We start from the raw sequence: 21,097 nt of genomic DNA on the forward strand, positions 1-21,097 counted from the left end.
ATGCTGGACGCATCGCTACAGCCGCCCGGTAGGGACGCGTCTGGAGAGGGCCTGTGAACGTCGACCAGCAGCATCAGCCTCATGTCGGGGACGAACCCCTCTACGCCTGGAGCACCTTTCAGCTCTGCGGCGGGGTGGAGGGGTCCGGCCCGAGCGGCACCTGCCGGGCCGAACGCACCGCCCGTGCCTGTCTCGAAGCGGCACTCCAGGCCACCGCGGCCCACTCCAAGGCGTACTCCTGGGGCCAGCTCAGCCGGGTGTCCGCGGATGTCGAGCTGCCCTTCCATCTGTGGGCGCGAGATCCGGTCGCCTGGGCCGAGCCGGGGCCGAGGAAGACGGTCACGTGGCGTCCGGGCGCGGCTCCGCACCCGCAGTGATCCGGAACCGTCGGTGGTGAGGCGAGGCAGTGCTAGTGGTAAGGGAATCACGATGAAGAGCAGCGGACCCGGCATCGGGCTCAGGACGAGGGAGTGGCGGCCGGCCGACCACGGCCGTCTTGCGGTCAGCGAGGCGAACCCGGCCAGGGTCTACAACTATCTCGTCGGCGGCAAGGACAATTACCTCGCCGATTACGAGCAGGCTCAGCGATTTCTCGGTGTCGCACCGGAAGTCCGCGACACCGCGCTCTCCAATCGGAGATTTCTGCACCGTGCCGTCCGTCATCTCGCCGCCAATGGAATCAGCCAATTCCTGGATATCGGCGCGGGATTGCCGGCGACCCCGAATGTGCATGAAATCGCCCAGGCCGTGAATCCCCGGGTCCGGGTGGTCTACGCCGACAACGACCCCATCGTGGCGAGCCACGGCCAGGCCCGGCTCTCCGTCTCCGGCACCACGATGGTCAAGGCCGACATCCGCTCGCCCGAGGATCTCCTGGGCCATGAGGAGCTGCGGCGGCTGCTCGACCCCGCACAGCCGGTCGCGATCCTGCTGACGCTCGTCCTCGACTACATAGAGGACCTGGCGAACCCCGTCGGCATCGTCCGCCGGCTCATGGACTGGGCCGCGCCGGGCAGCTGTCTGGTCCTCTCGCACGCCACCGGTGACTTCACGCTCGACACCGACCGGGACTGGGAGGTCATCAGCTTCGAGGGCCCGGTGTCCCTGGTCGCCCGCGACCACGCCGGGATCATGGAGTTCTTCGCCGGGCTCGACCTGCTCGCCCCGGGCCTGGTGCAACTGCCCTCGTGGCGTCCGGGCATCGGCGCCGAATCCGATCCGACCCGGGTGTGGGCCTACGGCGGGGTGGCCCGCAAGCCGTAGCCCCGGCAGCCCCTTCACCCTTCGCCCTTCACCCGACGTCCGCCCCGGACCCCCGTGCCCTGCCCCCGGCCCCCGCCCCGGACCCCGCCTCAGCGCGGGCCGGGGCCGATCTGCAGGGTCATACAGGCGGGGAAGAGCCCGCTCCAGGTGTGCCCGCGCCAACTCTCGTACGTACCGGGGCGCTTCCATACGGGCAGGGCCTGGTCCATATGGGCCCGGCCCTCGGGGAACCTGCCCTGTTCCATATAGGTGATCCCGATCTCGTAGAGGGCGAAGCCCTCATGGTGGATGTTGCCCGTGCGGCGGGCGTACTCCAGGCTCTCCTTGAAACAGGTCAGGGCGTCCTCGGGGCGGCCCAGGCCGCGGTGGGCCCGGCCGAGGTTGCCCAGGCCGACCACCTCGGCCGGCAGATCCCCGGCCTCCCGGGCGAGGGCGAGCTGCCGCTCCTGCACCGTGATGGCCTCCTCGTACAGGCCCAGTTCGCACAGCGCGTCCGCGAGATTGCACGCGGTGCGCAGCTCGCCCTCCCGATGGTCCAGTTCGCGCCAGATCTCCAGCGCCGACTCCAGGGTGGTCCGTACCTCGTCATAGCTGTGCTGCAGCCAGTACGCGGCGGAGAGGCCGTCCAGCGCCCATGCCTCGCTCTCCGGGTCGTCCAGGCGGCGGGCGGTCTCGACGGCCAGCTCGTTGACCGTCTGGAGATCCTGGGCGTGGGCCCGGGGGAAGAGGAACCACTGGAGCGCCCGCGCCAGCCGCAGCCCCAGGCGCGCGATCACCTCGGGCTGGGCGGGCCCGGCCGCGTGGACGACGGCGGCCAGCAGATTGGGCAGCTCGTCCTTCAGCCAGCTCTCCGCCTCGTCCTGGCCGCTCAGCGGCACCGCCGGGTCCTCGGCCGGGTGCCGGGGCCAGGGGCGGAGCGGGTCGAGCAGGGTGACCGCCTGCTGGGCGGTGGCCGCGTAGCAGGACAGCGCCCGCTCCAGCGCCGCCGAGCGCTCCGCCTCGGGCTCCTCCTGCTCCGCCTGCTCCGACGCGAACAGCCGCAGCAGATCGTGCATGTGGTAGCGGACGGAGTCCCGGCTTTCCAGGAGCTGGGCGTCGACCAGCCGCTCCAGCGCGTTCTCGGTGCGGTCGGCGGGCAGGTCCAGCAGCGCGGCGGCCACCGGCAGGCTCACATCTTGCCCGTGCACCACACTGAGCAGCCGGAAGGCGCGGACCGCGTCCAGGTCGTCGGAGCGGCGGCCGAGCCGGAAGCCCTCGTAGCTCACCTGGAAGCTGACACGGACGGCCAGATCGCCGAAGCGCAACTCGTCCAGCCGGCCCCGGGCGTCGGTCAGCTTGGTCACCAGGGTGCGCAGCGGCCACGCGGGGCGGGCGGCCAGCCGGGCACCGGCGATCCGCAGTGCCAGCGGCAGCCAGCCGCACAGCCGGGTGATCTCCTCCGCCTCGGCGGGCTCGGCCCGCACCCGCTCCGCGCCGACGACCCGCTCCAGCAGCGCCACCGCCTGGTCCTGCGGGAGCACATCCAGATGCAGATGGGTGGCGCCCTCCAGGGTGGTCAGCATTTCGCGGCTGGTGACCAGCGCGGCGCAGCCCGGCCCGCCGGGGATCAGCGGCCGCACCTGGTCCACACTTGCGGCGTTGTCGAGGATCACCAGCAGTCTCCGGCCCGCCGCCAGTGAACGGAACTGCGCGGACGCCTCGTCGGTGTCGCTCGGCACGTTGGAGCCGTCCACGCCGAGGGCGCGCAGAAACCGGCCGAGCACCTCACCGGGGTCCAGGGCCGACTGTCCGGCGGTCGCCCCGTACAGATCCACATAGAGCTGGCCGTCGGGGAAGCGGTCGGCGAGCCGGTGCGCGGCGTGGATGGCCAGGGTCGACTTGCCGACCCCGCCGGTGCCGTCGATGGCCGCGAGCACCACCGACCGGCCGCCCTCGCCCGCCTCCGGGTCCCCGGCCGCGTCCATCAGCGCCTGGATCACCGCGACCTCGCCGTGGCGGCCGGTGAACGCGGGACTGGCGGGCGGCAGTTGGCGGGGCCCCCGGTTGGCCTTGTGGGCAGCGGCGGCGGGGTCGGGCCGGTCCGCCCCCGGGACGGGCGCGGCCATCAGGGAGGCGTCGGCGTTCAGGATCCGCTCGTGGAGGTCGCGCAGCGGCGGGGTCGGCTCGACCCCGAGTTCCTCGCTCAGCAGCCGGTGCAGATCGCGGTAGGCGGCCAGGGCGTCGGCCTGCCGCCCGGACCGGTACAGCGCCAGCATCAGCCGGCCGCGCAGCTCCTCGCGGAACGGATACTCGGCGGTCAGCGCCTCCAGCTCGCCCAGGACGGCCGTATGGCGCCCGCATCGCAGGTCCGCGTCGATCCGGGCGTCCACGGCCTGCAGCCGGCACTCCTCGAGCCGGGTGGCCTCCGCCGTCACCGCCGGGGTCGGGGGCACATCGGCGAACGGGGTGCCGCGCCACATCGCCAACGCCTCGCGCAGCCGCTCCGCCGCGGTCTCGGGCGCCTCCCGGTCGAGCGCCCGCCGCCCCTCCTCGACCAGCTGCTCGAAGCGGTGGGCGTCGAACTCGGCGGCCTCCACCGCCAGCCGGTAGCCCTGTGCCTTGTAGCCCTGTTTCTCGGTGATCAGGGTCTGCCCGGCCTCGTCGCCCAGGGTCTGGCGGAGCCGGGAGACATAGGTCTGCAGCAGCTTGGTGGCGCTCCGGGGCGCCCGGTCCTCGCCCCAGAGCTCGTCCAGGAGCCGTTCGGTGGAGACGGTCTGGTTGGCGTGGCACAGCAGCACCGCGAGCAGCGTCCGCCACTTGGCCGGCCCCAGGGAGGCCCACCCCTCGCCGGCGCGCAGCTCAAGCGCCCCCAGGACCCGGTATCGCACCCGTCCCCTTCCATCGGCTCGCCAACTGACCACTCCGCAATGGTTATACCTCCGATGTGGCCGCTGCCGTGCATCGTTCCATCCGCCGGGAACAAGCCCGCGCCGGGTACCGGCTCGTGCGGATGGCCGAAAATCGCCGCACCAGGGGTCGTGGCGGAACGGCCGAGGTCAGAACGGCCGGTCGCCCTCGATGGCGACGCGTTCGGCGACCCGGCGGTGCGGGGCGTAGTCGTTGACCGCGTAGTGCTGTGTGGCGCGGTTGTCCCAGAACGCGATGTCGCCCGGCTGCCAGTGGAAGCGCACCTGGTACTCGGGGACATGCGCCTGCCGGCACAGGAAGCTCAGTAGCCGGTCGCTCTCCTCGCGCTCCATCCCGGTGATCCGGGTGGTGAAGGAGGTGTTGACGAACAGCGTCCGCCGGCCGGTCTCCGGATGGGTGCGCACCACCGGGTGCTCCACCGGCGGGAACATCTTCTGGAACGGGGCCAGCCGCTCCGGTCCGTAGAAGCGGACGAAGCCGGGGATGACGTCGTGGACGGCGGTGGCGCCGTCGATGCGCTCCTTCACCTCCGCCGGGAGGTTGTCGTACGCCGCCGCCATGTCGGCCCACATGGTGTCCCCGCCCACCGGCGGCACCTCGCGCAGCTGGAGCACGGCGCCGAGCGCGGGCCGGGTGCGGAAGGTGACGTCGGTGTGCCAGACGTTCTCGAAGGTCGGCGTGGCGCCGGAGGCCTTGTCGAAGCGGACCACATCCTCGCTTGACCCGGCGGCGAGCAGCGGATTGGTCTCCAGCTCGCCCCAGTGCCGGGCGAATCCGCGCTGCTGCTCCGAGGTGAGGTGCTGACCGCGGAAGAAGAGCACCTTCCACTCCAGCAGGGCGCGGTTCAGCTCCTCGCGCAGCGCGGGCTCCAGCGGCCGGGACAGGTTCAGGCCGCGGATCTCGGCGCCGATGACGCGTCCGAGGGGCACGATCTCGAACCGCTCGTACGGACGCTCCTCCCACCCCTCGGGCAGCCGCCGCAGAACGCGCGCGCCCTCGTACATGCCGTCCGGCGGGATGGTGGCCTCGCGCAGAGCCGTGGGTGGAGTGTCGACGACGGTCATGGCGTCTCCTCATGCGTGACAGCGGACAGGGGGCAGGCGGGGGGTGGGGAGGTGCCCTCGTGCCGCGGGGGAGACCACGGGAGTGTCGTCCTGAACGTCGCGATGTCCGGATCGTCAGGGGGATGACCGGCGATCGCGAGAGGAATGACCGGCGTGGCTTCGGGGGCGCGGGGGCGGTGGCCGCGGGATGCGGAGAGTCCCGGTTAGAGGCCCGAGCGCTCACACCCGGTCCGGTCCGGGGCGCGTAGAAGTCCCGTCGCGTCGAACCGGTGCCTGATCATGAGCGCAATTGTGGGATCCGCCCTGGTGTGCTGTCAACGGGGAGTGCGGTGTGCGGGTACGGAAGACGTGTGCTCACCCGGCGGCGCGCTCAGGAGACGTGTGCTCACCCGGCGGCGCGCTCAGGTGGCCGAGGTGGCCGCCAGGGCGGTCCGGGCGCGCTCGACCAGGGCCCGGCCGGCCGGACCGCTCGGGCCGTCCGCCCGCCAGGCGAAGGCCAGCCGCCCCCGCAGGGCCGGCCGGTCGATGCGGACCGACCGCAGCCGGTCCGCCCGCGCCTCGGCGAACGCGCCGGGCAGGATCGCCGCGCCCAGCCCCCGCTCGGCGAGCTGCGCCAACACCTCCGGATCGCTGGCCTCGAAGGCGATGTGCGGGGTGAAACCGGCGGCCGCGCACGCCTCGTCGATCCGGGTGCGCAGCCCCGTACCGCGCGGCAGGCTGATCAGCGCACGGCCCCGCAGGGTGTCCAGCGAGATGGCCGAGTGCACGGCGAGCTCATGGTCGGGGCCGACCGCGGCCACGATCGGCTGATCCGTGATCACTTCCAGCTCGACCCCGGCCGGGGTCGTGGCGCCCACGCTGACGATCGCCGCGTCGAGCCGTCCCGTGCGCAGACCCTCCAGCAGCTCGTCCGAAGTGGCCTCGGTGAGGGTGATCTCCACCGCCGGATGGGCGTCGTGGAACTCCGCCAGCAGCCCCGGCAGATCCACGCTGTGCGAGGTGACCGTCCCGACCGCCACATGCCCGCGCAGCAGCCCGGTCAGCTCGTCCACCGCGAGCCGGGCGCCCTCCACCGCCGCGAGCGCGGCCCGCGCGTACGGGAGCACCGCCGCGCCCGCCTCGGTCAGCCGCACCGAGCGGCCCGAGCGGTCCAGCAGCTGCTCGCCCAGCTCGCGCTCCAGCCGGCGGATCTGTGCGCTGACGCCCGGCTGGGCCACATGCACCTTCGCCGCGGCCCGGGTGAAGTTCCGTTCCTCGGCCACCGCCACGAAGTACTCAAGCTGCCGTAGCTCCATAAGCAATGATTCTAGCAACCAGACCAATCATCTCTTGGACTTCTGCTCGCGCTCGCCGGAGGGTGGAGGCGGAGACAAGGAGTCGACCATGACCGAGACCCGTGCCCGCGCCACCACCCCCGAGGATCTGGCCCGGCTGTTCGTGGAGCGTGCCAACGCCGGGGACGCCGAGGGGCTGGCCGAGCTCTACGAGCCCGACGCGGTGCTCGCCTACCCGCCGGGTGCCACGACCGTCGGCCGCGAGGCGATCCGCGCCGTCTGCGAACGGATGCTGGCGCACGCCCCGCGCCCCTTCCAGGTGGAGGAGGCGCTGCCGACCGTCCGCTACGGCGATCTGGCCCTCACCTCGACCCGCCCCGCCGACAACACCGGCGGCCGGGTGCAGGTGGCCCGCCGCCAGCCGGACGGCACCTGGCTGCGCATCATCGACCGCCCCGAGATCCGCCCCGAGATCCGCCCCGAGATCCGCCCCGAGATCCGCTCCGGGGCCCGCCCCGAGGCCGGAGCCGAGTGATGCGTGTGCTGATCGCCGGGGGCGGGATCGGCGGACCGGCCACCGCCCTGAGCCTGCACGCCGCCGGGGTCGAGACGGCGGTCGTCGAGAGCGCCCGCGAGGTCCGGCCGCTCGGCGTCGGGATCAATCTGCTGCCGCACGCCGTGCGCGAGCTCATCGAACTCGGCCTCGGCGACGAGCTCGCCGCCATCGGCGTGGCCACCGCCGAGAACGTGTACTGCGACCGGTTCGGCACGCGGCTCTTCACCGAGCCGCGTGGCCTGGCCCAGGGCTACCGCTGGCCGCAGTACTCGGTCCACCGCGGGGAGCTCCAGCGGCTGCTCCTCGCGGCGGTCCGCGAGCGCCTGGGCGCGGACGCGGTCCGCACGGGGGCGCGGGTGGTGGGATTCGACGACTCGGGGCAGCGGGACAGTGTGCGCGTACGCGTCCTCGACCGGGCGACGGGGACGGTCGGGGAGACGGCCGCGCGGGCGCTGATCGGCGCCGATGGGCTGCACTCCGCGGTCCGCGCCGCGCTGCACCCAAGGGACGGCACGCTGCTGTGGTCGGGCATCCGGATGTGGCGGGGCACCACACGAGCCGAGCCATTTCTGACCGGGCGCTCAATGGTGATCGTGCGCGACGGGGACGCCGAGCTGGTCGCGTATCCGATCGGTGGCGGCCGGGTCAATTGGGTCTGCCAGGTGCGGATGTCCGAGCCGGGGCCGCTCACCGGCGAAGCGGTCTGGAACCGGGCGGGGCGGCTCGCCGATGTGCTGCCGTACTTCGAGGACTGGCGGCTCGGCTGGCTCGATGTGCCCGGTCTGCTGACCGGCTGCGACGAGATCCTCGAATACCCGATGGTCGACCGGGAGCCGCTGCCGTGGTGGGGGAGTGGCCGGGTGACCCTGCTCGGCGACGCCGCACATCCGATGTATCCGGTGGGGGCCAACGGCGCGTCCCAGGCCGTCGTGGACGCCCGCGTCCTCGCCCGTGAGTTCGCGCGGGCGGACGATGTGCCCACCGCGCTGTCCCGCTACGAGACCGAGCGCCGCGCGGCGACGGCGGCCGTCGTACGGGCGAACCGGGCCATGAACCGGGCCGGTGCGCGGACCCCCGAGGAGCTCGCCCGCGTCACCGACACCTACCGGGACACCACGGGAGGCGATGTGCGCAACGTCAACGCCCGCCCCTCCCTGAGCTGCCGGTGAGCCTCCGACCGGCGGGGAGCGGTACGGCACCGGAGCCCGGCGGGGCCGTATTCCACGGCGCCGATCCGGCCCGGCCGTTGGGCCGGACATCAGCGTTGGCGCCCGTCTGACACCGCGCTTAGCGTGGACATCAGACAGCGGTCTTCACGAGACGGTCCGACGCGATCGATGTGCCGGACCACTCCTGGTGCGGGAGGTCGGGAATGGACTCCGTCTCCTTCCTTCTGGTGGCCGTCATCCTCACGGCACTGGCCTTCGACTTCACCAACGGCTTCCACGACACGGCCAATTCGATGGCCACGTCCATCGCCACGGGGGCGCTGTCGCCCCGGCTCGCCGTCCTCGTCGCCGCGGTGCTCAATCTGGCCGGGGCGTTCCTCTCCACGGAAGTGGCCAAGACGATCTCCAACGGCATCGTCGACGACGTCAAGGTCTCCCCGGTCATGATTTTCGCGGGGCTGATCGGGGCGATCCTGTGGAACATGATCACCTGGCTCGCCGGGCTGCCGTCGAGCTCCTCGCACGCCCTGTTCGGCGGGCTGATCGGCGCGGTGTGGGTGGGCGCCGGGGAATCCGCGGTGCGCTTCACCGCGATCGTCCGGAAGATCGTGATTCCGGCGGTCGCCTCACCGGTGGTGGCCTGTGTGGTGGCCATGCTGGCGACCTATCTCGCGTATGTGATCACCCATCGCGCGGCCGCCCCCGCGGCGCGGAAGGGCTTCCGCGCGGGCCAGGTGGGATCCGCGTCCCTGGTGGCCCTCGCCCACGGCACCAACGACGCCCAGAAGACGATGGGGGTCATCACCCTCACCCTCATCGCCGGTGGTGTGCTCGGCCATGGCTCCGGGCCGCCGTGGTGGGTGGTGCTCAGCGCCGGTCTGGCGATCTCACTCGGCACCTATGCCGGCGGGTGGCGGGTCATCCGGACCATGGGCAAGGGGCTGACCGACATCCAGCCCCCGCAGGGCTTCGCCGCCGAGACCAGCGCCACCGCGGTGATCCTGGCCTCCTCGCACCTGGGCTTCCCGCTGTCCACCACCCAGGTGTGCACGGGCAGCATCCTGGGCGCCGGGCTCGGCCGCCGGCTGGCCCATGTGCGCTGGGGGATCGCCGGACGGATCGCGGTGTCCTGGCTGCTGACCCTGCCCGCGGCGGCGGCCGTGGGAGGGGTGGCGGCCTGGGTGGCGGGCCAGGGCAACACGGGGGTGGCCCTCGTGGCGGGCGTCGCCGTCGCGGCGGCGGTCGGCTTCTACGTGCTCTCGCGCCGGCGCCCGGTGAACCCGGACAACGTCAACGAGCCGGGTGCCCCCGAGCCCGCCGGGCGCACCCTGGACACGACCGTCTGACCCGGCTAGGGGGCTTCTGATGGATTTCCGTGGAGGAAGGAGCGGCGTTCGGTGCGTGCTCTCGGCGTGCCGGGCGGGAGCCCTCGTAGCGGAGCTACTAGGGGTTTTGTCCGGTGCGGCGAGAGGGCGTGCCGGGCGTCGCGACGCCGCGGAGATCCATCAGAAGCCCCCTAGGACCCCCGAGAAGGAGGTGATCCGTATGGGCACCACCTGGGGCACGATCGGCGGGGTCTTCGGGGTCAGCCTCGGGGTCACCGTCCTGGTGGTCGTGTTGTTCTCCCTCGGCGTCACCGCCTGGGCCCGCGCCGGTGGCGGCACCCCGCGCCACGGGGCTCGCCGCGGCCGCCTCGACACGGTGGCGGCGGCCGCGGCGGTGGTGTGCTTCGCCGCGTGCCTGGCGATCGCCGCCTACGGAATCGAGCTGATCATTCCCGGCTGACTCCACTTGCGACAATGGAACGCCACCGAGCACCGCCCCGCACCGCGGTGCTCTTGTCCACGCGGGAGACCACGCACCGTGTCAGATACGACCGAACCCCCCTCCGCCGGCCCGGCCGCGCACCGCCCCGCCCTGCGGGCCGACTGCGCCAACTGCTTCGGGCTGTGCTGTGTCGCCCTGCCCTTCGCGGCCTCCACGGACTTCGCGATCAGAAAGGACGCGGGCGAGCCCTGCCGCAACCTCCGGGCCGACTTCCGCTGCGGAATCCACTCCCGGCTGCGCGAGGAGGGCTTCCCGGGCTGCACGGTCTACGACTGCTTCGGCGCCGGGCAGAAGGTCTCCCGGCTCACCTTCGGGGGCCGCGACTGGCGGCGGCACCCCGGGACGGCCTCCGAGATGTTCGCCGCCTTCCCCGTCATGCGCCACCTGCACGAACTGCTCTGGTACCTCACCGAGGCGCTGGCCCTGCCGCCCGCCCGGCCCGTCCACGGTGCGTTGCGCGAGGCGCTGCGGGAGACCGAGCGCCTCACCCTCGGCAGCGCCTCCGAGCTGAGGGAGCTCGATGTGGCGGCCCACCGCGACCGGGTCAATCAGCTGCTGCTGCGCACGAGCGAGCTGGTGCGGGCCCGGATCCCGGGCAAGAAGAAGAACCGCAGGGGCGCCGATCTCATCGGCGCCGACCTGAGCGGAGCCGATCTGCGGGGCGCCAACCTCCGTGGCGCCTGTCTCATCGCGGCGAATCTCACCCGGGCCGATCTGACGGCGGCCGATCTGATCGGAGCCGACTTCCGGGACGCCGACCTGAGCGCGGCCGACCTGCGGGGGGCCGTCTTCCTCACCCAGGCCCAGCTGAACGCGGCCAAGGGCGACTCCGCCACCCGGCTGCCGCCGTCCCTCACCCGCCCCGCGCACTGGTGACCCCGCCGCGCCACCGCGCGGTGTGCGACCCTGGCTGCCATGTCCGACACCGTCGACGCGCCCGTTGTCCGCAGCGATGAGCCCGGATCGTTCGCCCGGAGCGTGCTGGCCGAGCGCCACCCCGCACTGATCGAGAAGGTGCGCGACGCCTTCCCGTACGGCCCCGGGCAGCACCGCGCCCTCGACGCGCTGCGCGACAACGCCGCCGAGGGCACCATCGCCCCGCTCCCGCCCACCGCGTACGACCACGACCGGTGGGCGGTGTGGGGCCGGGAGCACTTCGGCCGGTCCTGGTTCGACGTCCCGTTCCTGTGGGCGGAGAGCTACTTCTACCGCCGACTCCTGGAGGCCGTGGGCTACTTCGCGGACGGCCCCTGGCGGGGCGTCGACCCGTTCCGCCCCTTCAAACAGGCCGAGCTGGACACCCCCGAGGCCGAGGCCGAACTGGCCACGCTCGACGACATCCTGCGCGAGCCCGCCGGGGAACAGGCGGCCGCGCTGGTGCACGGCTCACTCTGGGGCAACCGCGCGGACCTGGGCTTCCGCATCTCCTCATCGGCCGCGGACGCGCCTGGCGCCGACACTCCGCCGCTGGTCGCGGACGACTCGGAGGCGCTGTGGTCGCTGCTGCCCGTCGGCGCCCCCGCCACGCTGTGCGTGGTGGCGGACAACGCCGGGCGGGAGCTGCTCCCTGACCTCGTCCTCATCGACCATGTGCTCCACCACGGGCGCGCCGAGCGGGTGGTGCTCCAGGTGAAGCCGTATCCGTACTACGTATCCGACGCCACCACCGAGGATGTCGTCGACTGTCTGCGCCGTCTGGTGCGGGCGGAGGGCGCCGCGGCCGGGACCGGCGGACGGCTGTGGGCCGCCATGGGCGACGGGCGGCTCACGGTGCGGGCGCACGACTTCTTCCGCGCCCCGCTGCCGTACGAGCAGATGCCCGGCGATCTGCGGAGCGAGTTCGCCGGGGCCACGCTCACCGTCTTCAAGGGCGATCTGAACTACCGCCGCCTCGTCGGCGACCGGCTGTGGCCCCCGACCACCTCCTTCGCGGACCGCACCGGGTACTTCCCCGGCCCGGTGGCCGCGCTGCGCACCCTGAAGTCGGATGTCGTCGTCGGGCTCGACGGGCGGACCGTGGCCGCGCTGGACGCGCATGAGAACCACTGGCGCACCAGCGGCGCCCATGCGCTGATCCAGGTACGGCGGTGAGGCGGCGCTCCCCTCGCCCCTGAGGGGTGAGGGGAGCGTGCTGCTTCAGCGACTGTGGCGGCCAGGGTTCCGTTGGAGGTTATCCGCCGATGTTGTTCAGGCAGGTGCTGCCGATCTTGATGTCACCGCTCGGGCCTAGCGCGCCGGTGGAGAACGCCTGCCCGTTACGGGTGTCACAGTCGTTCTTCTGGAAGATGAAGGTGGAGATGTCGACGCTGGTGGGGACTTCGGAGCTTCTGTCGGAGCCGCCGCCGTAGGCGTTGGCGGCTGTGGCGCCGGTGCCGAGAAGCGTCAGGGTGCCGGCGGTCGCGGCCAGCAGGGCGGCCTTCTTCGCGATGTGCATGGATTCCTCCGTGTCGGTTCGCAGTGCGAGATATCTGACGATCAGATTTAACGGAGGGATGCAGGAGAAAGTCGGGTAAGCGCACCGGGAAGTGACCCGTTCGGTGCACCACGTCATCCGGTCGAAAGAGACGTGCTCCCCCCACCGCTGCGAGGTGAGGGGAGCGCGCCGAGTCGGCGACCCCGTTCGCCGGGGTTCCGTCGGAGGTTATCCGCCGATGTTGTTGAGGCAGGTGCTGCCGATGTTGACGTCACCGCTCGGGGCGGCACCGCCGATGGAGTAGGCGCCCCCGTTGAGGGTGTCACAGTCGTTGCTCTGGAAGATGAAGCTGGACAGGTTGATGCTGCTGGGGACGTCGGCGCTCCTGTCGGAGCCGCCGCCGTAGCCCTGGGCGGTTGCGGTGCCGGTGCCGAGGAGCGCCAGGGCGCCCGCGGTCGCGGCCAGCAGGACGGCCTTCTTCGCGATCTGCATGGATTCCTCCGTGTTGGGTCGCGGAGTGAGATATCTGACCATGAGATTTAACGGGTGAAAACCGGAGAAAGCGCGGTAAGCGCACCGTGGAGTGACCCGTCCGGCCTACGCGATCCGCCCCGGTGTCAGTTGAGGCGGATGCCCACGGAGTAGGCCGTGATCGTGCTCGGGTCGGACACATGGTGGTCCTTGGCGGCCGCGCTGTAGCTCGGCGTCTGCGTGGTGGCCGGTTCGAGCTTCCAGAGCAGATTGCCGCTGCCCCGGTAGTGCACCTCCGCGCCGCCTCCGGTGAGCGCGAAACCGGGCTCCACGGACGCCACGGCGGCCGGGTGCGGGGACTGGCCGGAGTCGGCCCGGGTGAAGCTGTTGGACACGAAACCCACCGGGAGGAAGCGCCGGAGACCGATGGCGAACACCCGGAGGTTGGCGGGGTCGGAGACCAGATGGTCCTTCGACCGGGCCTTCCAGGAGGTCTCGGTCGAGGGGAAGGAGGCGGTGGCGAGATTGCCGCCGCCGTGCCAGTCCACCCGGAACCCGCCGCCGACGAGGACGTACTCATTCGACGACGGAAGATTGGCCTCGGCCTCCGGATGCGGGGCCAGTCCGCTGTCCGCACGCGATACGTACACCGATCGCAGCAGCTCGTCCCGGCTCATTCCGGCGATCTTCAGACCGATGACGTACGAGACCAGCTCATGCGCCTGCGCGTCGATGTGGTCCTTCGAGCTGACGGTCCAGCCCGACAGGTCGTCCGTGGGATACGACGCGGTCAGCAACGCCCCATTGGGGTACTCCACCGCGGTGGCCCCGCCGCCGATGGCGACCATGTCCCCGTCGCCGACCAGGATCGTCTCATCGGTCCAGTGCTGCTGAGCGGGATTGCCCCGGTGCGAGAACACCGAGACGGTCACCAGCCCCGAAGCGTCCTTGAAGGTGTTGAGCCGCGTCCCCACCGAGCTCAGCACCCTTCTTGGCCGCCGCACCCCTCCTGGCCGTCGCGCCGCCGGCGTGGCAGCGGCGGCGGTCGTGACCCCGCCGCCCACCGCTCCCACGGCGGCCGCGCCCGCCACGGCCGTAGCCGCCCTCAGCATGTCCCTTCGGCTGCGCATCACCCGCGTCGACCTGCCTTCCGTCATCCATGCGCCTGACCCGGCGTCAGGGCGAGCAGAAAACTAGCCTGGTCACCGAACACAGGGATATTCCCTGAAATGACGGATTGACAGTGCATTGCGCTGTGGGCTAGTGGATCGTGGCCGACTCCCGGCTCGGCCGCTACCTGGAAGAAACCCCTCCGGTGCGGGTGCCGACCCGGGCCCGGAGGCCGCTCCCGGGCCGGTCGAGGAGGGTGGCAGGGCGGCAGGTTGTCCTGTTCGGCGCGGTTGAACGACATGCCACTCGGCCAATCTTCGGTTCCCGGCGGTCGGTGGCCGTCCCCGCCATGGCCTCGGCGGGGTTGTCGGTCGCGGATGGCAGTATCGGCCTCGTACGCGGTCCGCACCCCAGGAAAGTGAGCCCTCGCATGGTGCCGTCCCCCCGTGAACTCGCCGATCTGCCCTTCGCGGACCATCTGCGGCCGTTCGACGGGGACTTGGCGGAAGGAGGCGACTACGACACCGTTCATCTGGACGGCGACGCCTTCGACGGGGCCGTGTGCGACCACGCCCGGTTCCTCGAGTCCGCGTTCTCCTCGGTGACCTTCGCCGGGGGCCGCGGCCGCGGGGCCCGGTTCAATGAGGTGTGGCTGGACGGGGTGCGCTGGGTGGGCACCGACCTTGCGGACACCGACTGGCTGGACGGTGAGCTGGGCGGCTGTGTGCTGGCCGGTCTCGAGATGTTCTCCGCGCGGCTGCACCGGGTGACCTTCCACCGATGCAAGCTGGAATCGGTGAACCTCCGCACCGCCACCCTGCGGAACGTCACCTTCGTGGACTGTCTGCTGCGCGATGTGGACCTCGGCGGCGCGGGGCTGACGGAGGTGGCGTTCCCGGGGTCGGCGCTGGAGGGTGTGCGGTTCGGCAAGGCGCGGATGGCGAAGGTCGATCTGCGAGGTGCCACCCGGCTGGAGATCGCCGACGGTTATGACGCGCTGGGCGGCGCCACCATCGGCAGCGGGCAGTTGACGGAGCTCGCGCCGATGCTCGCCGACGCCTTGGGGATCACGGTCCGGGACGGTGGGGACGCACGGTGAGCCCCCACGTCCCGCGGTGACCGAGGTTCACCGGGGGATCAGCCAGGGCTGCTGCGGCAGCGGGCTCCCCGTCTCGATCAGCGACTTCAGATTGGACAGCACCGCGGCCCAGCCACCGGCCGCCGCGGTCCGCTCGGCCTCGTCGGCCAGGTTCTCATGGGTCACGGTCAGCCGGACGATGTCGCCGTGCGGCTGGATGTCGAAGGTGACCCGGGAGGGCTCGGCGGTGGCATCGGCGTCGGGCGCGGACCAGGTGGTCACCAGCCGGGTGGGCGGTGAGCTCTCCACGACCGTGCCGACGACATCGGCGGTGCCGGTGCCGTCCGTCCGCTGATGCTCCCACGGGGAGCCGACCTGCCAGTCCGACACATTGCTGTGGCCCCAGTACTCGGCCGTGAGGTCGGCGTCGGTCAGCGCGTGCCAGACCTTCTCCGGTGTGCTCTCGATGTAGATGACGTACACGAACGCCGGCTTGTCGGCCATCGCTTCCTCCGCTTGTCGCTTCACCAGGCTCAGCGCGCGCAGCCGCGGGCGCTCGAACTTGTCGATCCAGCGGTCCTGGATCTCATTGAGGGGGACGGGGTTGAGGTAGTGGAGTTTTTCGCGGCCCCGCCGGACCGTGCTGACTAGATTGGCGGCCTCGAGGACGGCCAGATGCTGGGTGGCCGACTGGCGGGTCATCTCCAGCCGCCGGCACAGCTCGCCCAGCGTCTGGCCGTTGTGCTCATGCAGCCGGTCCAGCAGATACCGCCGGGTCTGGTCGGCCAGCGCCTTGAAGACCTTGTCCATCTCTGAGCTCACACCGAACGTTATGCAGGTGGTTGCCTGCATGTCAATGCGAGCGATGCGACGGCCCCCGTCCCCGGTGATTTCGCGCTATCGCCTGCGGACCGCGCCGTGGATGAACGCCGCCTGCCCGGCGTGCTGCAGATCGTCCGAGACCACGCTGACCAGCCGGACGCCGAGGGTCACCGCCGGGGTCCACCGCTCGTCCACGATCCGGTCGAGATCGGAGTCGCGCAGGCCGCGCACGAACGCCAGGGTGTTCTCGTGGACGGCGTCGTAGTACCCGGTGAGAAGCTCGGCGTCCGCCCGTACCGCCGCCACGTCCTTGCTCCGGTGGCCGTAGCCGGTGGCCTCGGGCGGGAACGGCAGACCGAACCGCTCGGCCCAGCCCTCGGACGTCCACAGCTGCTCGGTGCCCGCGGCGTCGGCGATGTGGTCGTCCTGGACCCGGGTCAGATGCCACACCAGCCAGGCGATCGAATTGGCCCCGCTGACGAGCCGTACGGCCAACTCGTCCGCCGAGAGCCCGTCCACGGCCGACCGCACCTCCTCGCGTACCCGCTCGAAGGCGTCGGCCAGCAGATCGGCGCTGTTCATTCGCGGCTCCCTCGCTCGTGGTCGGCTCCCGGCCATGGTCGCACCCCGCGGCCCCGGCCGCGGGGTGCCGACTCGCCGGGCCGCGGTTCACACGGGCGGGACGAGGGTGAAGTAGCGGTCGAGCACCGCCTGGTCGCCGGTCACCTTGTCGAGCCGGTCCGCGGGGAGCCGCTGCCACAGGAACAGCATCAGGTCCGACGCGGTCCCGGCCAGCTCGACATCGCCGGACGCCACGTCGGTGTCCTCGTCCGCGGCTCCGGTGGTGAGCCGTACGTCGTCGCCGTCGAAACGGACCGTCCACAGGCCCGGACCGTCGGTCCGGCGGAACCGGAAACGCTCGCCCGCCCCGGCCGGGGCCTCCCGCCACGCCCGCCGGGCCGGGGCCATCACCTCGAAGGTCTGGGCCACGGCGTCCACCGCGAGGCCGGGCTCCACCGGCCGGGCCCGCCCGCCGGCCGCCTGCTCGGCGTCCCAGCGGTGCAGGGCCGCCTCGATGGTCTGCATCCGCAGCCAGAAACCCGCGGTCCGCTCCGCCGACCACGTCCACACCGCCAGCTCCGGATCCTCGCTCCGGAACAGCGCCTCGAGCCGCGCGGCCCCCTCGGCGAACCAGTCGACGAGACTCACCGGCACCGGCCCGTGATGCGGCCCGCCCGTGGGCGCCGGCCAGCCCCCGCGGTCCTCGGGAAGCTCGAAGAGGGTGGCGTCCGTGATGTCCGGCTGCCGGTCGAGCCGCTCCCGGATGACGCGGGCCACCAGGCGGTGCACCCCGCCCAGGTGCAGCACCAGATCCGACATCGTCCAGTCGGGGCAGGAGGGGATCAGCGGCGCGTCCGCCCCGTCGGCGGCGCCACGGGCCGCCTGCTCGAACGCCACGATCTCACGGTGGAAATGGGCTGAATAGTCCATGGGCCGCACTCTGCCAGGCCGCGACCGCCGCTGCCATACACCGCCCGGCCACTCGGTGCGCCTTCGCTGTCAGCAGAGCGAATCGGCCCCCGGCGAAGCGGCACGGGCCCGGCGCACGGCCGCTGTTAGCTTCCCCTCATCCGGCTCGACGCCGACGGACGCCCGGGAACACACACTTCGACGCCCCGGACCCCAGGACCAAGGACAAGGAAGCGCGGCGATGGTGACGACCAGACGCATCGAATACCCCGTGGACGGCACCACCATGGTGGGCCATCTGGCGCTGCCCGGGGGCACGGACCCCCGCCCCGCCGTGCTGATCGCCCATGAGGGCCCCGGCATCACCGACCACCAGCGCGAGCGCGCCGACCGGCTCGCCGAACTCGGCTATGTGGCCTTCGCCCTCGACTACCACGGCGGCGGACGGTTCATCGAGGACCGGGAGGAGATGTTCGCCCGGATCGACGAACTGCTCGCCGACCCCGACCGCATGCGAGCTCTCGCCGGAGCCGGGCTCGCGGTGCTGACCGCCGAACCCCGGACCGACACCTCGCGACTCGCCGCCATCGGCTACTGCCTGGGCGGCACCTTGGCCCTCGAACTCGCCCGGAGCGGCGCGGACCTCAAGGCCGTGGTCGGTTTCCACCCCGGTCTGACGAGCACCCGGCCCGAGGACGCCGCCAACATCACCGGCAGGGTCCTGGTCTGTGTGGGGTCCGAGGACCCGTTCATCCCGGTCGAGCGGCGGCTGGCCTTCGAGGAGGAGATGCGGGCCGCCGGGGTGGACTGGCGCATGCACCTCCACGGCGGCGCACCGCACAGCTTCACCCACCCCGGCCTCGAACCCGATCCCGTGGCCCGCCCGGGGATCGGCTACCACCGGCCCTCCGCCGAGCGGGCCTGGCGGGCCATGCTCGACCTGTTCGACGAGGTGTTCCCGACCATGGTGTGAACAGCGCACGGCCCCTATCGTGAAATGCCATGAGAGACCAACTGCGCTTACCCCCGGCAAAGTTGGCCGCGGCCGCCACGGTCACCGCCGTGCTTCTCGCCGGATGCGGCGGCTCCGACGAGGACTCCGGCGCCGGGGGCGGGCCGGAGAAGAAGACGCTCACGGTCGCCGGACTGCCGCTCGCGGACGTGGCCGCCCTGCACATCGCCATGGACCGCGAGCTCTTCGAGAAGGAAGGGCTGAACGTCCGGGTCCAGCCGGTCCAGCAGAGCGTCCAGGCGCTGCCCGCGCTCGCCCACGGCCAGGTGGACGTCATCGGCGGCGCCAACTTCGTGACGTTCCTCCAGGCCCGTGAGAAGGGCACCCTGGCCACCCGGGTGCTGGCCGAGGGCGCGCGCAACGCCCCGCACATGATGGATGTGCTGGTGCCCGCCGACTCCAAGATCAAGGAGCCGCGGGACCTCGAGGGCAAGAAGGTCGCGGTCAACATCCTCAACAACGTCCAGTCGCTCACCCTCAACGCCACCCTCGGCAAGGCCGGAGCCGGCCGGCCCGACTACCGGCAGGTGCCGTTCCCGCAGATGGGCTCGGTGCTGGAGCGGGGCCAGGTGGACGCCGTGCACGCCGCCGAGCCCTTCGCCACCGCGCTCAAGCGCGAGCTGAAGGCCCGTACGGTGGTCGACGGCAACGCGGCACCCGTCGCCGGACTGCCGCTCAGCGGCTATGTCACCACCGACACCTTCATCGACAAGTACCCCAAGACCGCCGCCGCCTTCCAGCGCGCCATCTCCGCCGCCCAGGCCGTGGCCGCCAAGGACCGTGGCGCCGTGGAGAAGGCGCTGCCCGGCTATACGAAGATCAAGCCGGCGGAGGCCGCCGCCATCGGACTGCCCGGCTACCCGGCCACCTCCAGCGCCGCCCAGTTGAAGCGGCTCATCTCCCTCATGCGGACGCAGAAGCTGCTCACCAAGGACCTCGACCCCGCCGCCGTCCTCTACCAGCGGGCCGAGTGAGCCCCGCGACGGTCAGGCGGAAGCGCGCCGGGCGGGCCAGGAACGCGCTGCTCGGCGCCGTCGGCGTGCTCGTGGCCTTCGCCGCCTGCGAGGCCCTGGGCCGTTCCGGGATGGTGCGGAGCGCCTTCCTGCCGCCCGCCTCCGAGGTGCTGGTACGGGCGGTCGAACTCGGCGGCGACACCGCCTTCCTGAACGGCGTCGGCGCCACCCTCGAGGCATGGGCCACCGGGCTCGCCCTCGCCTGCGCCCTCGCGATCCCCCTGGGGCTGCTGCTGGGCAGTGTGCCGGCGGCCGCGCAGGCCGCGCGGGTGCTGATCGAGTTCCTGCGCCCGGTGCCGTCGGTGGCCCTCATCCCCCTGGTGTCGCTGCTGCTCGGCGCCGGCAGCGAGACCACGGTCGCCCTCGTCGCCTACGCGTGTGTCTGGCCCGTGCTGTTCAACACCGTCTACGGGCTCGGCGAGACCGATCCGCTGGCCAAGGACACGCTGCGCGCCTTCGGCTTCGGGCGGCTCGCCGTCCTCTTGAGGGCCGGTCTGCCCTCGGCCGCCCCGTTCATCGCCGCCGGGGTGCGCATCGCGGCGGCCACCGCCCTGATCCTCGCCGTGGCCAGCGAGATCCTCGCCGGATTCGGCGAGGGTCTTGGCACCTTCATCGCCCAGGCGGGCATGGCCACCGACGGCACCCGCGACGTACTGGCCGGAGTGGTGTGGGCGGGAGCCCTCGGCCTCGTCATCAATCTGGCGCTCACCGCGGTCGAACGGCGGCTGTTCCCCTGGGCGCCCGAGCACCGCGGGAGCGGCGCATGACCGCGCCGGCCACCCCGTTCGGCGCCGCGCGGCGGCTGCCCCGGACCCTCGCGCTGCGGCTCGGCGTCCCGGTGGCGGCGGTGGTCCTGTGGCAACTCGCCGCTCGGGCCCGCGGCAGCGTGTTCTTCCCGACCCCCGCCCGGATCGTCGACCACGGCTATCACCTGTGGTTCTCCGGCCCCGCCGAACGGGCGTTCCTCACCGACGCGGCGGTCCGCGATCTGCTGCCCAGCCTCGGCCGGGTGCTCGCCGGATTCGCCCTCGCCGCGGCCGGTGGCATCGTGCTGGGGCTCGCTCTGGGCCGCTCGCGCACCGTGTACGCGCTGTGCGATCCGGTGCTGCAGTTCGCCCGCGCCGTGCCCCCGCCCGCGCTGGTGCCCGTCTTCGTCGTGGTCTTCGACCTCGGTACGCCGATGCAGCTCGCCTCCATCGTCTTCGGCGCCATCTGGCCCGTACTGATCAACACGGCCGAGGGGGTCCGCGGCATCGACCCGCTGCGGCTGGACGTCGCCGCCACCGTGCGGATGCGGCCAACCGAGCGGATCGTGCTGCTCTATCTGCCCGCCGCGCTTCCGCGCATCTTCGCCGGGCTGCGGCTGAGCCTGTCGCTCTCGCTCATCCTGATGGTGTTCTCGGAGCTGCTGCCCGGCACCGCCGACGGCATAGGCTTCTCGCTCACCGACGCGCAGACCCGCTCCGATCTGCTCACCGTGTGGGCGGTGATGGTGCTGCTCGGCGCGCTCGGGCATCTGCTCAACAGCGCGCTGCTCGCCGTCGAGCGCCTGGCTCTCGGCAGACACCGCGCGGCGCACCGCACCTGACCACCCGTACGCAGGACAGGACACGCCCCCATCCAGCAGACGCAGGACACGCCCCCCACA

Annotated in this window: 22 protein-coding genes; 13 read left to right on the forward strand and 9 right to left on the reverse strand. The window is 72.1% G+C overall.

What is annotated here, in order from left to right:
- Positions 1–53 precede the first annotated feature (53 nt).
- Both J2Z30_RS25995 and J2Z30_RS26000 read left to right on the forward strand, forming a co-directional pair.
- A complete protein-coding gene (locus J2Z30_RS25995) occupies positions 54–377 on the forward strand; it encodes a hypothetical protein (protein ID WP_044580134.1) in 324 nt (107 codons plus the stop codon).
- Between the two features lie 52 nt (positions 378–429).
- Positions 430–1,263 (forward strand): SAM-dependent methyltransferase, encoded by an 834-nt coding sequence (locus J2Z30_RS26000; protein ID WP_052701856.1) that lies wholly within the window; start codon positions 430–432, stop codon positions 1,261–1,263.
- An 89-nt stretch (positions 1,264–1,352) separates the two neighbouring features.
- Here J2Z30_RS26000 and J2Z30_RS51040 read toward each other — a convergent pair whose 3' ends face one another.
- The 3 genes from J2Z30_RS51040 to J2Z30_RS26015 all read right to left on the reverse strand — a co-directional run bounded on the left by J2Z30_RS51040 (position 1,353) and on the right by J2Z30_RS26015 (position 6,529).
- Positions 1,353–4,130, reverse strand: a complete 2,778-nt coding sequence (locus tag J2Z30_RS51040) for an AfsR/SARP family transcriptional regulator (protein WP_044580135.1) — start codon at positions 4,128–4,130, stop codon at positions 1,353–1,355.
- Positions 4,131–4,298: 168 nt separating this feature from the next.
- Positions 4,299–5,234: a TauD/TfdA dioxygenase family protein gene (locus J2Z30_RS26010; RefSeq protein WP_107073436.1), complete on the reverse strand. Its 936-nt coding sequence runs from the start codon at positions 5,232–5,234 to the stop codon at positions 4,299–4,301.
- A 401-nt stretch (positions 5,235–5,635) separates the two neighbouring features.
- Positions 5,636–6,529: a LysR family transcriptional regulator gene (locus J2Z30_RS26015; protein ID WP_044580136.1), complete on the reverse strand. Its 894-nt coding sequence runs from the start codon at positions 6,527–6,529 to the stop codon at positions 5,636–5,638.
- Between the two features lie 88 nt (positions 6,530–6,617).
- Here J2Z30_RS26015 and J2Z30_RS26020 point away from each other — a divergent pair, with 88 nt between their 5' ends.
- The 6 genes from J2Z30_RS26020 (at position 6,618) to J2Z30_RS26045 (ending at position 12,151) form a co-directional block, all read left to right on the forward strand.
- The gene (locus J2Z30_RS26020; protein ID WP_044580137.1) at positions 6,618–7,043 is read left to right on the forward strand and encodes a YybH family protein; all 426 of its coding nucleotides are present in this window, start codon (positions 6,618–6,620) and stop codon (positions 7,041–7,043) included.
- Complete coding sequence (locus tag J2Z30_RS26025) at positions 7,043–8,233, forward strand: flavin-dependent oxidoreductase (RefSeq protein WP_044580138.1); 1,191 nt, start codon at positions 7,043–7,045, stop codon at positions 8,231–8,233. Before J2Z30_RS26020 ends, J2Z30_RS26025 begins: the two co-directional genes overlap by 1 nt.
- A gap of 203 nt (positions 8,234–8,436) precedes the next feature.
- On the forward strand, positions 8,437–9,579 hold the full coding sequence (locus J2Z30_RS26030; protein ID WP_044580139.1) for an inorganic phosphate transporter: 1,143 nt from the start codon (positions 8,437–8,439) through the stop codon (positions 9,577–9,579).
- Positions 9,580–9,778: 199 nt separating this feature from the next.
- Positions 9,779–10,018 (forward strand): hypothetical protein, encoded by a 240-nt coding sequence (locus J2Z30_RS26035; RefSeq protein WP_044580140.1) that lies wholly within the window; start codon positions 9,779–9,781, stop codon positions 10,016–10,018.
- A 78-nt stretch (positions 10,019–10,096) separates the two neighbouring features.
- Positions 10,097–10,936 (forward strand): pentapeptide repeat-containing protein, encoded by an 840-nt coding sequence (locus J2Z30_RS26040; protein WP_044580141.1) that lies wholly within the window; start codon positions 10,097–10,099, stop codon positions 10,934–10,936.
- A gap of 39 nt (positions 10,937–10,975) precedes the next feature.
- Positions 10,976–12,151: a damage-control phosphatase ARMT1 family protein gene (locus tag J2Z30_RS26045; RefSeq protein WP_044580142.1), complete on the forward strand. Its 1,176-nt coding sequence runs from the start codon at positions 10,976–10,978 to the stop codon at positions 12,149–12,151.
- Between the two features lie 79 nt (positions 12,152–12,230).
- Here the strand turns inward: J2Z30_RS26045 and J2Z30_RS26050 are convergent, their stop codons facing one another.
- From J2Z30_RS26050 to J2Z30_RS26060, 3 genes are all read right to left on the reverse strand, one after another.
- Positions 12,231–12,494: a hypothetical protein gene (locus tag J2Z30_RS26050; RefSeq protein WP_044580143.1), complete on the reverse strand. Its 264-nt coding sequence runs from the start codon at positions 12,492–12,494 to the stop codon at positions 12,231–12,233.
- A gap of 207 nt (positions 12,495–12,701) precedes the next feature.
- A complete protein-coding gene (locus tag J2Z30_RS26055) occupies positions 12,702–12,965 on the reverse strand; it encodes a hypothetical protein (RefSeq protein ID WP_052701858.1) in 264 nt (87 codons plus the stop codon).
- Positions 12,966–13,090: 125 nt separating this feature from the next.
- A complete protein-coding gene (locus J2Z30_RS26060; RefSeq protein ID WP_209468844.1) occupies positions 13,091–14,101 on the reverse strand; it encodes a hypothetical protein in 1,011 nt (336 codons plus the stop codon).
- Between the two features lie 383 nt (positions 14,102–14,484).
- Here J2Z30_RS26060 and J2Z30_RS26065 point away from each other — a divergent pair, with 383 nt between their 5' ends.
- A complete protein-coding gene (locus J2Z30_RS26065) occupies positions 14,485–15,153 on the forward strand; it encodes a pentapeptide repeat-containing protein (protein WP_044580145.1) in 669 nt (222 codons plus the stop codon).
- A 27-nt stretch (positions 15,154–15,180) separates the two neighbouring features.
- On the opposite strand, the gene J2Z30_RS26070 is transcribed toward J2Z30_RS26065, so the two are convergent.
- From J2Z30_RS26070 to J2Z30_RS26080, 3 genes are all read right to left on the reverse strand, one after another.
- Positions 15,181–15,942: an ArsR/SmtB family transcription factor gene (locus J2Z30_RS26070; RefSeq protein ID WP_044580146.1), complete on the reverse strand. Its 762-nt coding sequence runs from the start codon at positions 15,940–15,942 to the stop codon at positions 15,181–15,183.
- An 87-nt stretch (positions 15,943–16,029) separates the two neighbouring features.
- The gene (locus J2Z30_RS26075; protein WP_044580147.1) at positions 16,030–16,536 is read right to left on the reverse strand and encodes a mycothiol transferase; all 507 of its coding nucleotides are present in this window, start codon (positions 16,534–16,536) and stop codon (positions 16,030–16,032) included.
- A gap of 87 nt (positions 16,537–16,623) precedes the next feature.
- A complete protein-coding gene (locus tag J2Z30_RS26080) occupies positions 16,624–17,445 on the reverse strand; it encodes a maleylpyruvate isomerase family mycothiol-dependent enzyme (RefSeq protein WP_044580148.1) in 822 nt (273 codons plus the stop codon).
- A gap of 220 nt (positions 17,446–17,665) precedes the next feature.
- Between J2Z30_RS26080 and J2Z30_RS26085 the strand changes: the two genes are divergently transcribed.
- The 4 genes from J2Z30_RS26085 to J2Z30_RS26100 are packed head-to-tail and all read left to right on the forward strand — an operon-like array spanning position 17,666 to position 21,037.
- A complete protein-coding gene (locus J2Z30_RS26085) occupies positions 17,666–18,397 on the forward strand; it encodes a dienelactone hydrolase family protein (protein ID WP_044580149.1) in 732 nt (243 codons plus the stop codon).
- A 29-nt stretch (positions 18,398–18,426) separates the two neighbouring features.
- Positions 18,427–19,410: an ABC transporter substrate-binding protein gene (locus J2Z30_RS26090; protein ID WP_209468845.1), complete on the forward strand. Its 984-nt coding sequence runs from the start codon at positions 18,427–18,429 to the stop codon at positions 19,408–19,410.
- Positions 19,407–20,216: an ABC transporter permease gene (locus J2Z30_RS26095; protein WP_044580151.1), complete on the forward strand. Its 810-nt coding sequence runs from the start codon at positions 19,407–19,409 to the stop codon at positions 20,214–20,216. Before J2Z30_RS26090 ends, J2Z30_RS26095 begins: the two co-directional genes overlap by 4 nt.
- Positions 20,213–21,037, forward strand: coding sequence for an ABC transporter permease (locus tag J2Z30_RS26100; protein ID WP_044580152.1), 825 nt, complete (start codon positions 20,213–20,215; stop codon positions 21,035–21,037). The genes J2Z30_RS26095 and J2Z30_RS26100 overlap by 4 nt, the downstream gene beginning before the upstream one ends.
- Positions 21,038–21,097: the final 60 nt, after the last annotated feature.

This window comes from Streptomyces iranensis (genome assembly GCF_017874715.1).
GTDB lineage: Bacteria > Actinomycetota > Actinomycetes > Streptomycetales > Streptomycetaceae > Streptomyces > Streptomyces iranensis.

Excerpts from the sequence above, each read along its gene's own strand:
- J2Z30_RS26000 (WP_052701856.1), top strand. The coding sequence starts at position 430 with ATGAAGAGCAGCGGACCCGGCATCGGGCTCAGGACGAGGGAGTGGCGG.
- J2Z30_RS26010 (WP_107073436.1), bottom strand. The coding sequence starts at position 5,234 with ATGACCGTCGTCGACACTCCACCCACGGCTCTGCGCGAGGCCACCATC.
- J2Z30_RS26015 (WP_044580136.1), bottom strand. The coding sequence starts at position 6,529 with ATGGAGCTACGGCAGCTTGAGTACTTCGTGGCGGTGGCCGAGGAACGG.
- J2Z30_RS26020 (WP_044580137.1), top strand. The coding sequence starts at position 6,618 with ATGACCGAGACCCGTGCCCGCGCCACCACCCCCGAGGATCTGGCCCGG.
- J2Z30_RS26025 (WP_044580138.1), top strand. The coding sequence starts at position 7,043 with ATGCGTGTGCTGATCGCCGGGGGCGGGATCGGCGGACCGGCCACCGCC.
- J2Z30_RS26030 (WP_044580139.1), top strand. The coding sequence starts at position 8,437 with ATGGACTCCGTCTCCTTCCTTCTGGTGGCCGTCATCCTCACGGCACTG.
- J2Z30_RS26035 (WP_044580140.1), top strand. The coding sequence starts at position 9,779 with ATGGGCACCACCTGGGGCACGATCGGCGGGGTCTTCGGGGTCAGCCTC.
- J2Z30_RS26045 (WP_044580142.1), top strand. The coding sequence starts at position 10,976 with ATGTCCGACACCGTCGACGCGCCCGTTGTCCGCAGCGATGAGCCCGGA.
- J2Z30_RS26050 (WP_044580143.1), bottom strand. The coding sequence starts at position 12,494 with ATGCACATCGCGAAGAAGGCCGCCCTGCTGGCCGCGACCGCCGGCACC.
- J2Z30_RS26055 (WP_052701858.1), bottom strand. The coding sequence starts at position 12,965 with ATGCAGATCGCGAAGAAGGCCGTCCTGCTGGCCGCGACCGCGGGCGCC.
- J2Z30_RS26060 (WP_209468844.1), bottom strand. The coding sequence starts at position 14,101 with ATGACGGAAGGCAGGTCGACGCGGGTGATGCGCAGCCGAAGGGACATG.
- J2Z30_RS26065 (WP_044580145.1), top strand. The coding sequence starts at position 14,485 with ATGGTGCCGTCCCCCCGTGAACTCGCCGATCTGCCCTTCGCGGACCAT.
- J2Z30_RS26070 (WP_044580146.1), bottom strand. The coding sequence starts at position 15,942 with ATGGACAAGGTCTTCAAGGCGCTGGCCGACCAGACCCGGCGGTATCTG.
- J2Z30_RS26075 (WP_044580147.1), bottom strand. The coding sequence starts at position 16,536 with ATGAACAGCGCCGATCTGCTGGCCGACGCCTTCGAGCGGGTACGCGAG.
- J2Z30_RS26080 (WP_044580148.1), bottom strand. The coding sequence starts at position 17,445 with ATGGACTATTCAGCCCATTTCCACCGTGAGATCGTGGCGTTCGAGCAG.
- J2Z30_RS26085 (WP_044580149.1), top strand. The coding sequence starts at position 17,666 with ATGGTGACGACCAGACGCATCGAATACCCCGTGGACGGCACCACCATG.
- J2Z30_RS26090 (WP_209468845.1), top strand. The coding sequence starts at position 18,427 with ATGAGAGACCAACTGCGCTTACCCCCGGCAAAGTTGGCCGCGGCCGCC.
- J2Z30_RS26100 (WP_044580152.1), top strand. The coding sequence starts at position 20,213 with ATGACCGCGCCGGCCACCCCGTTCGGCGCCGCGCGGCGGCTGCCCCGG.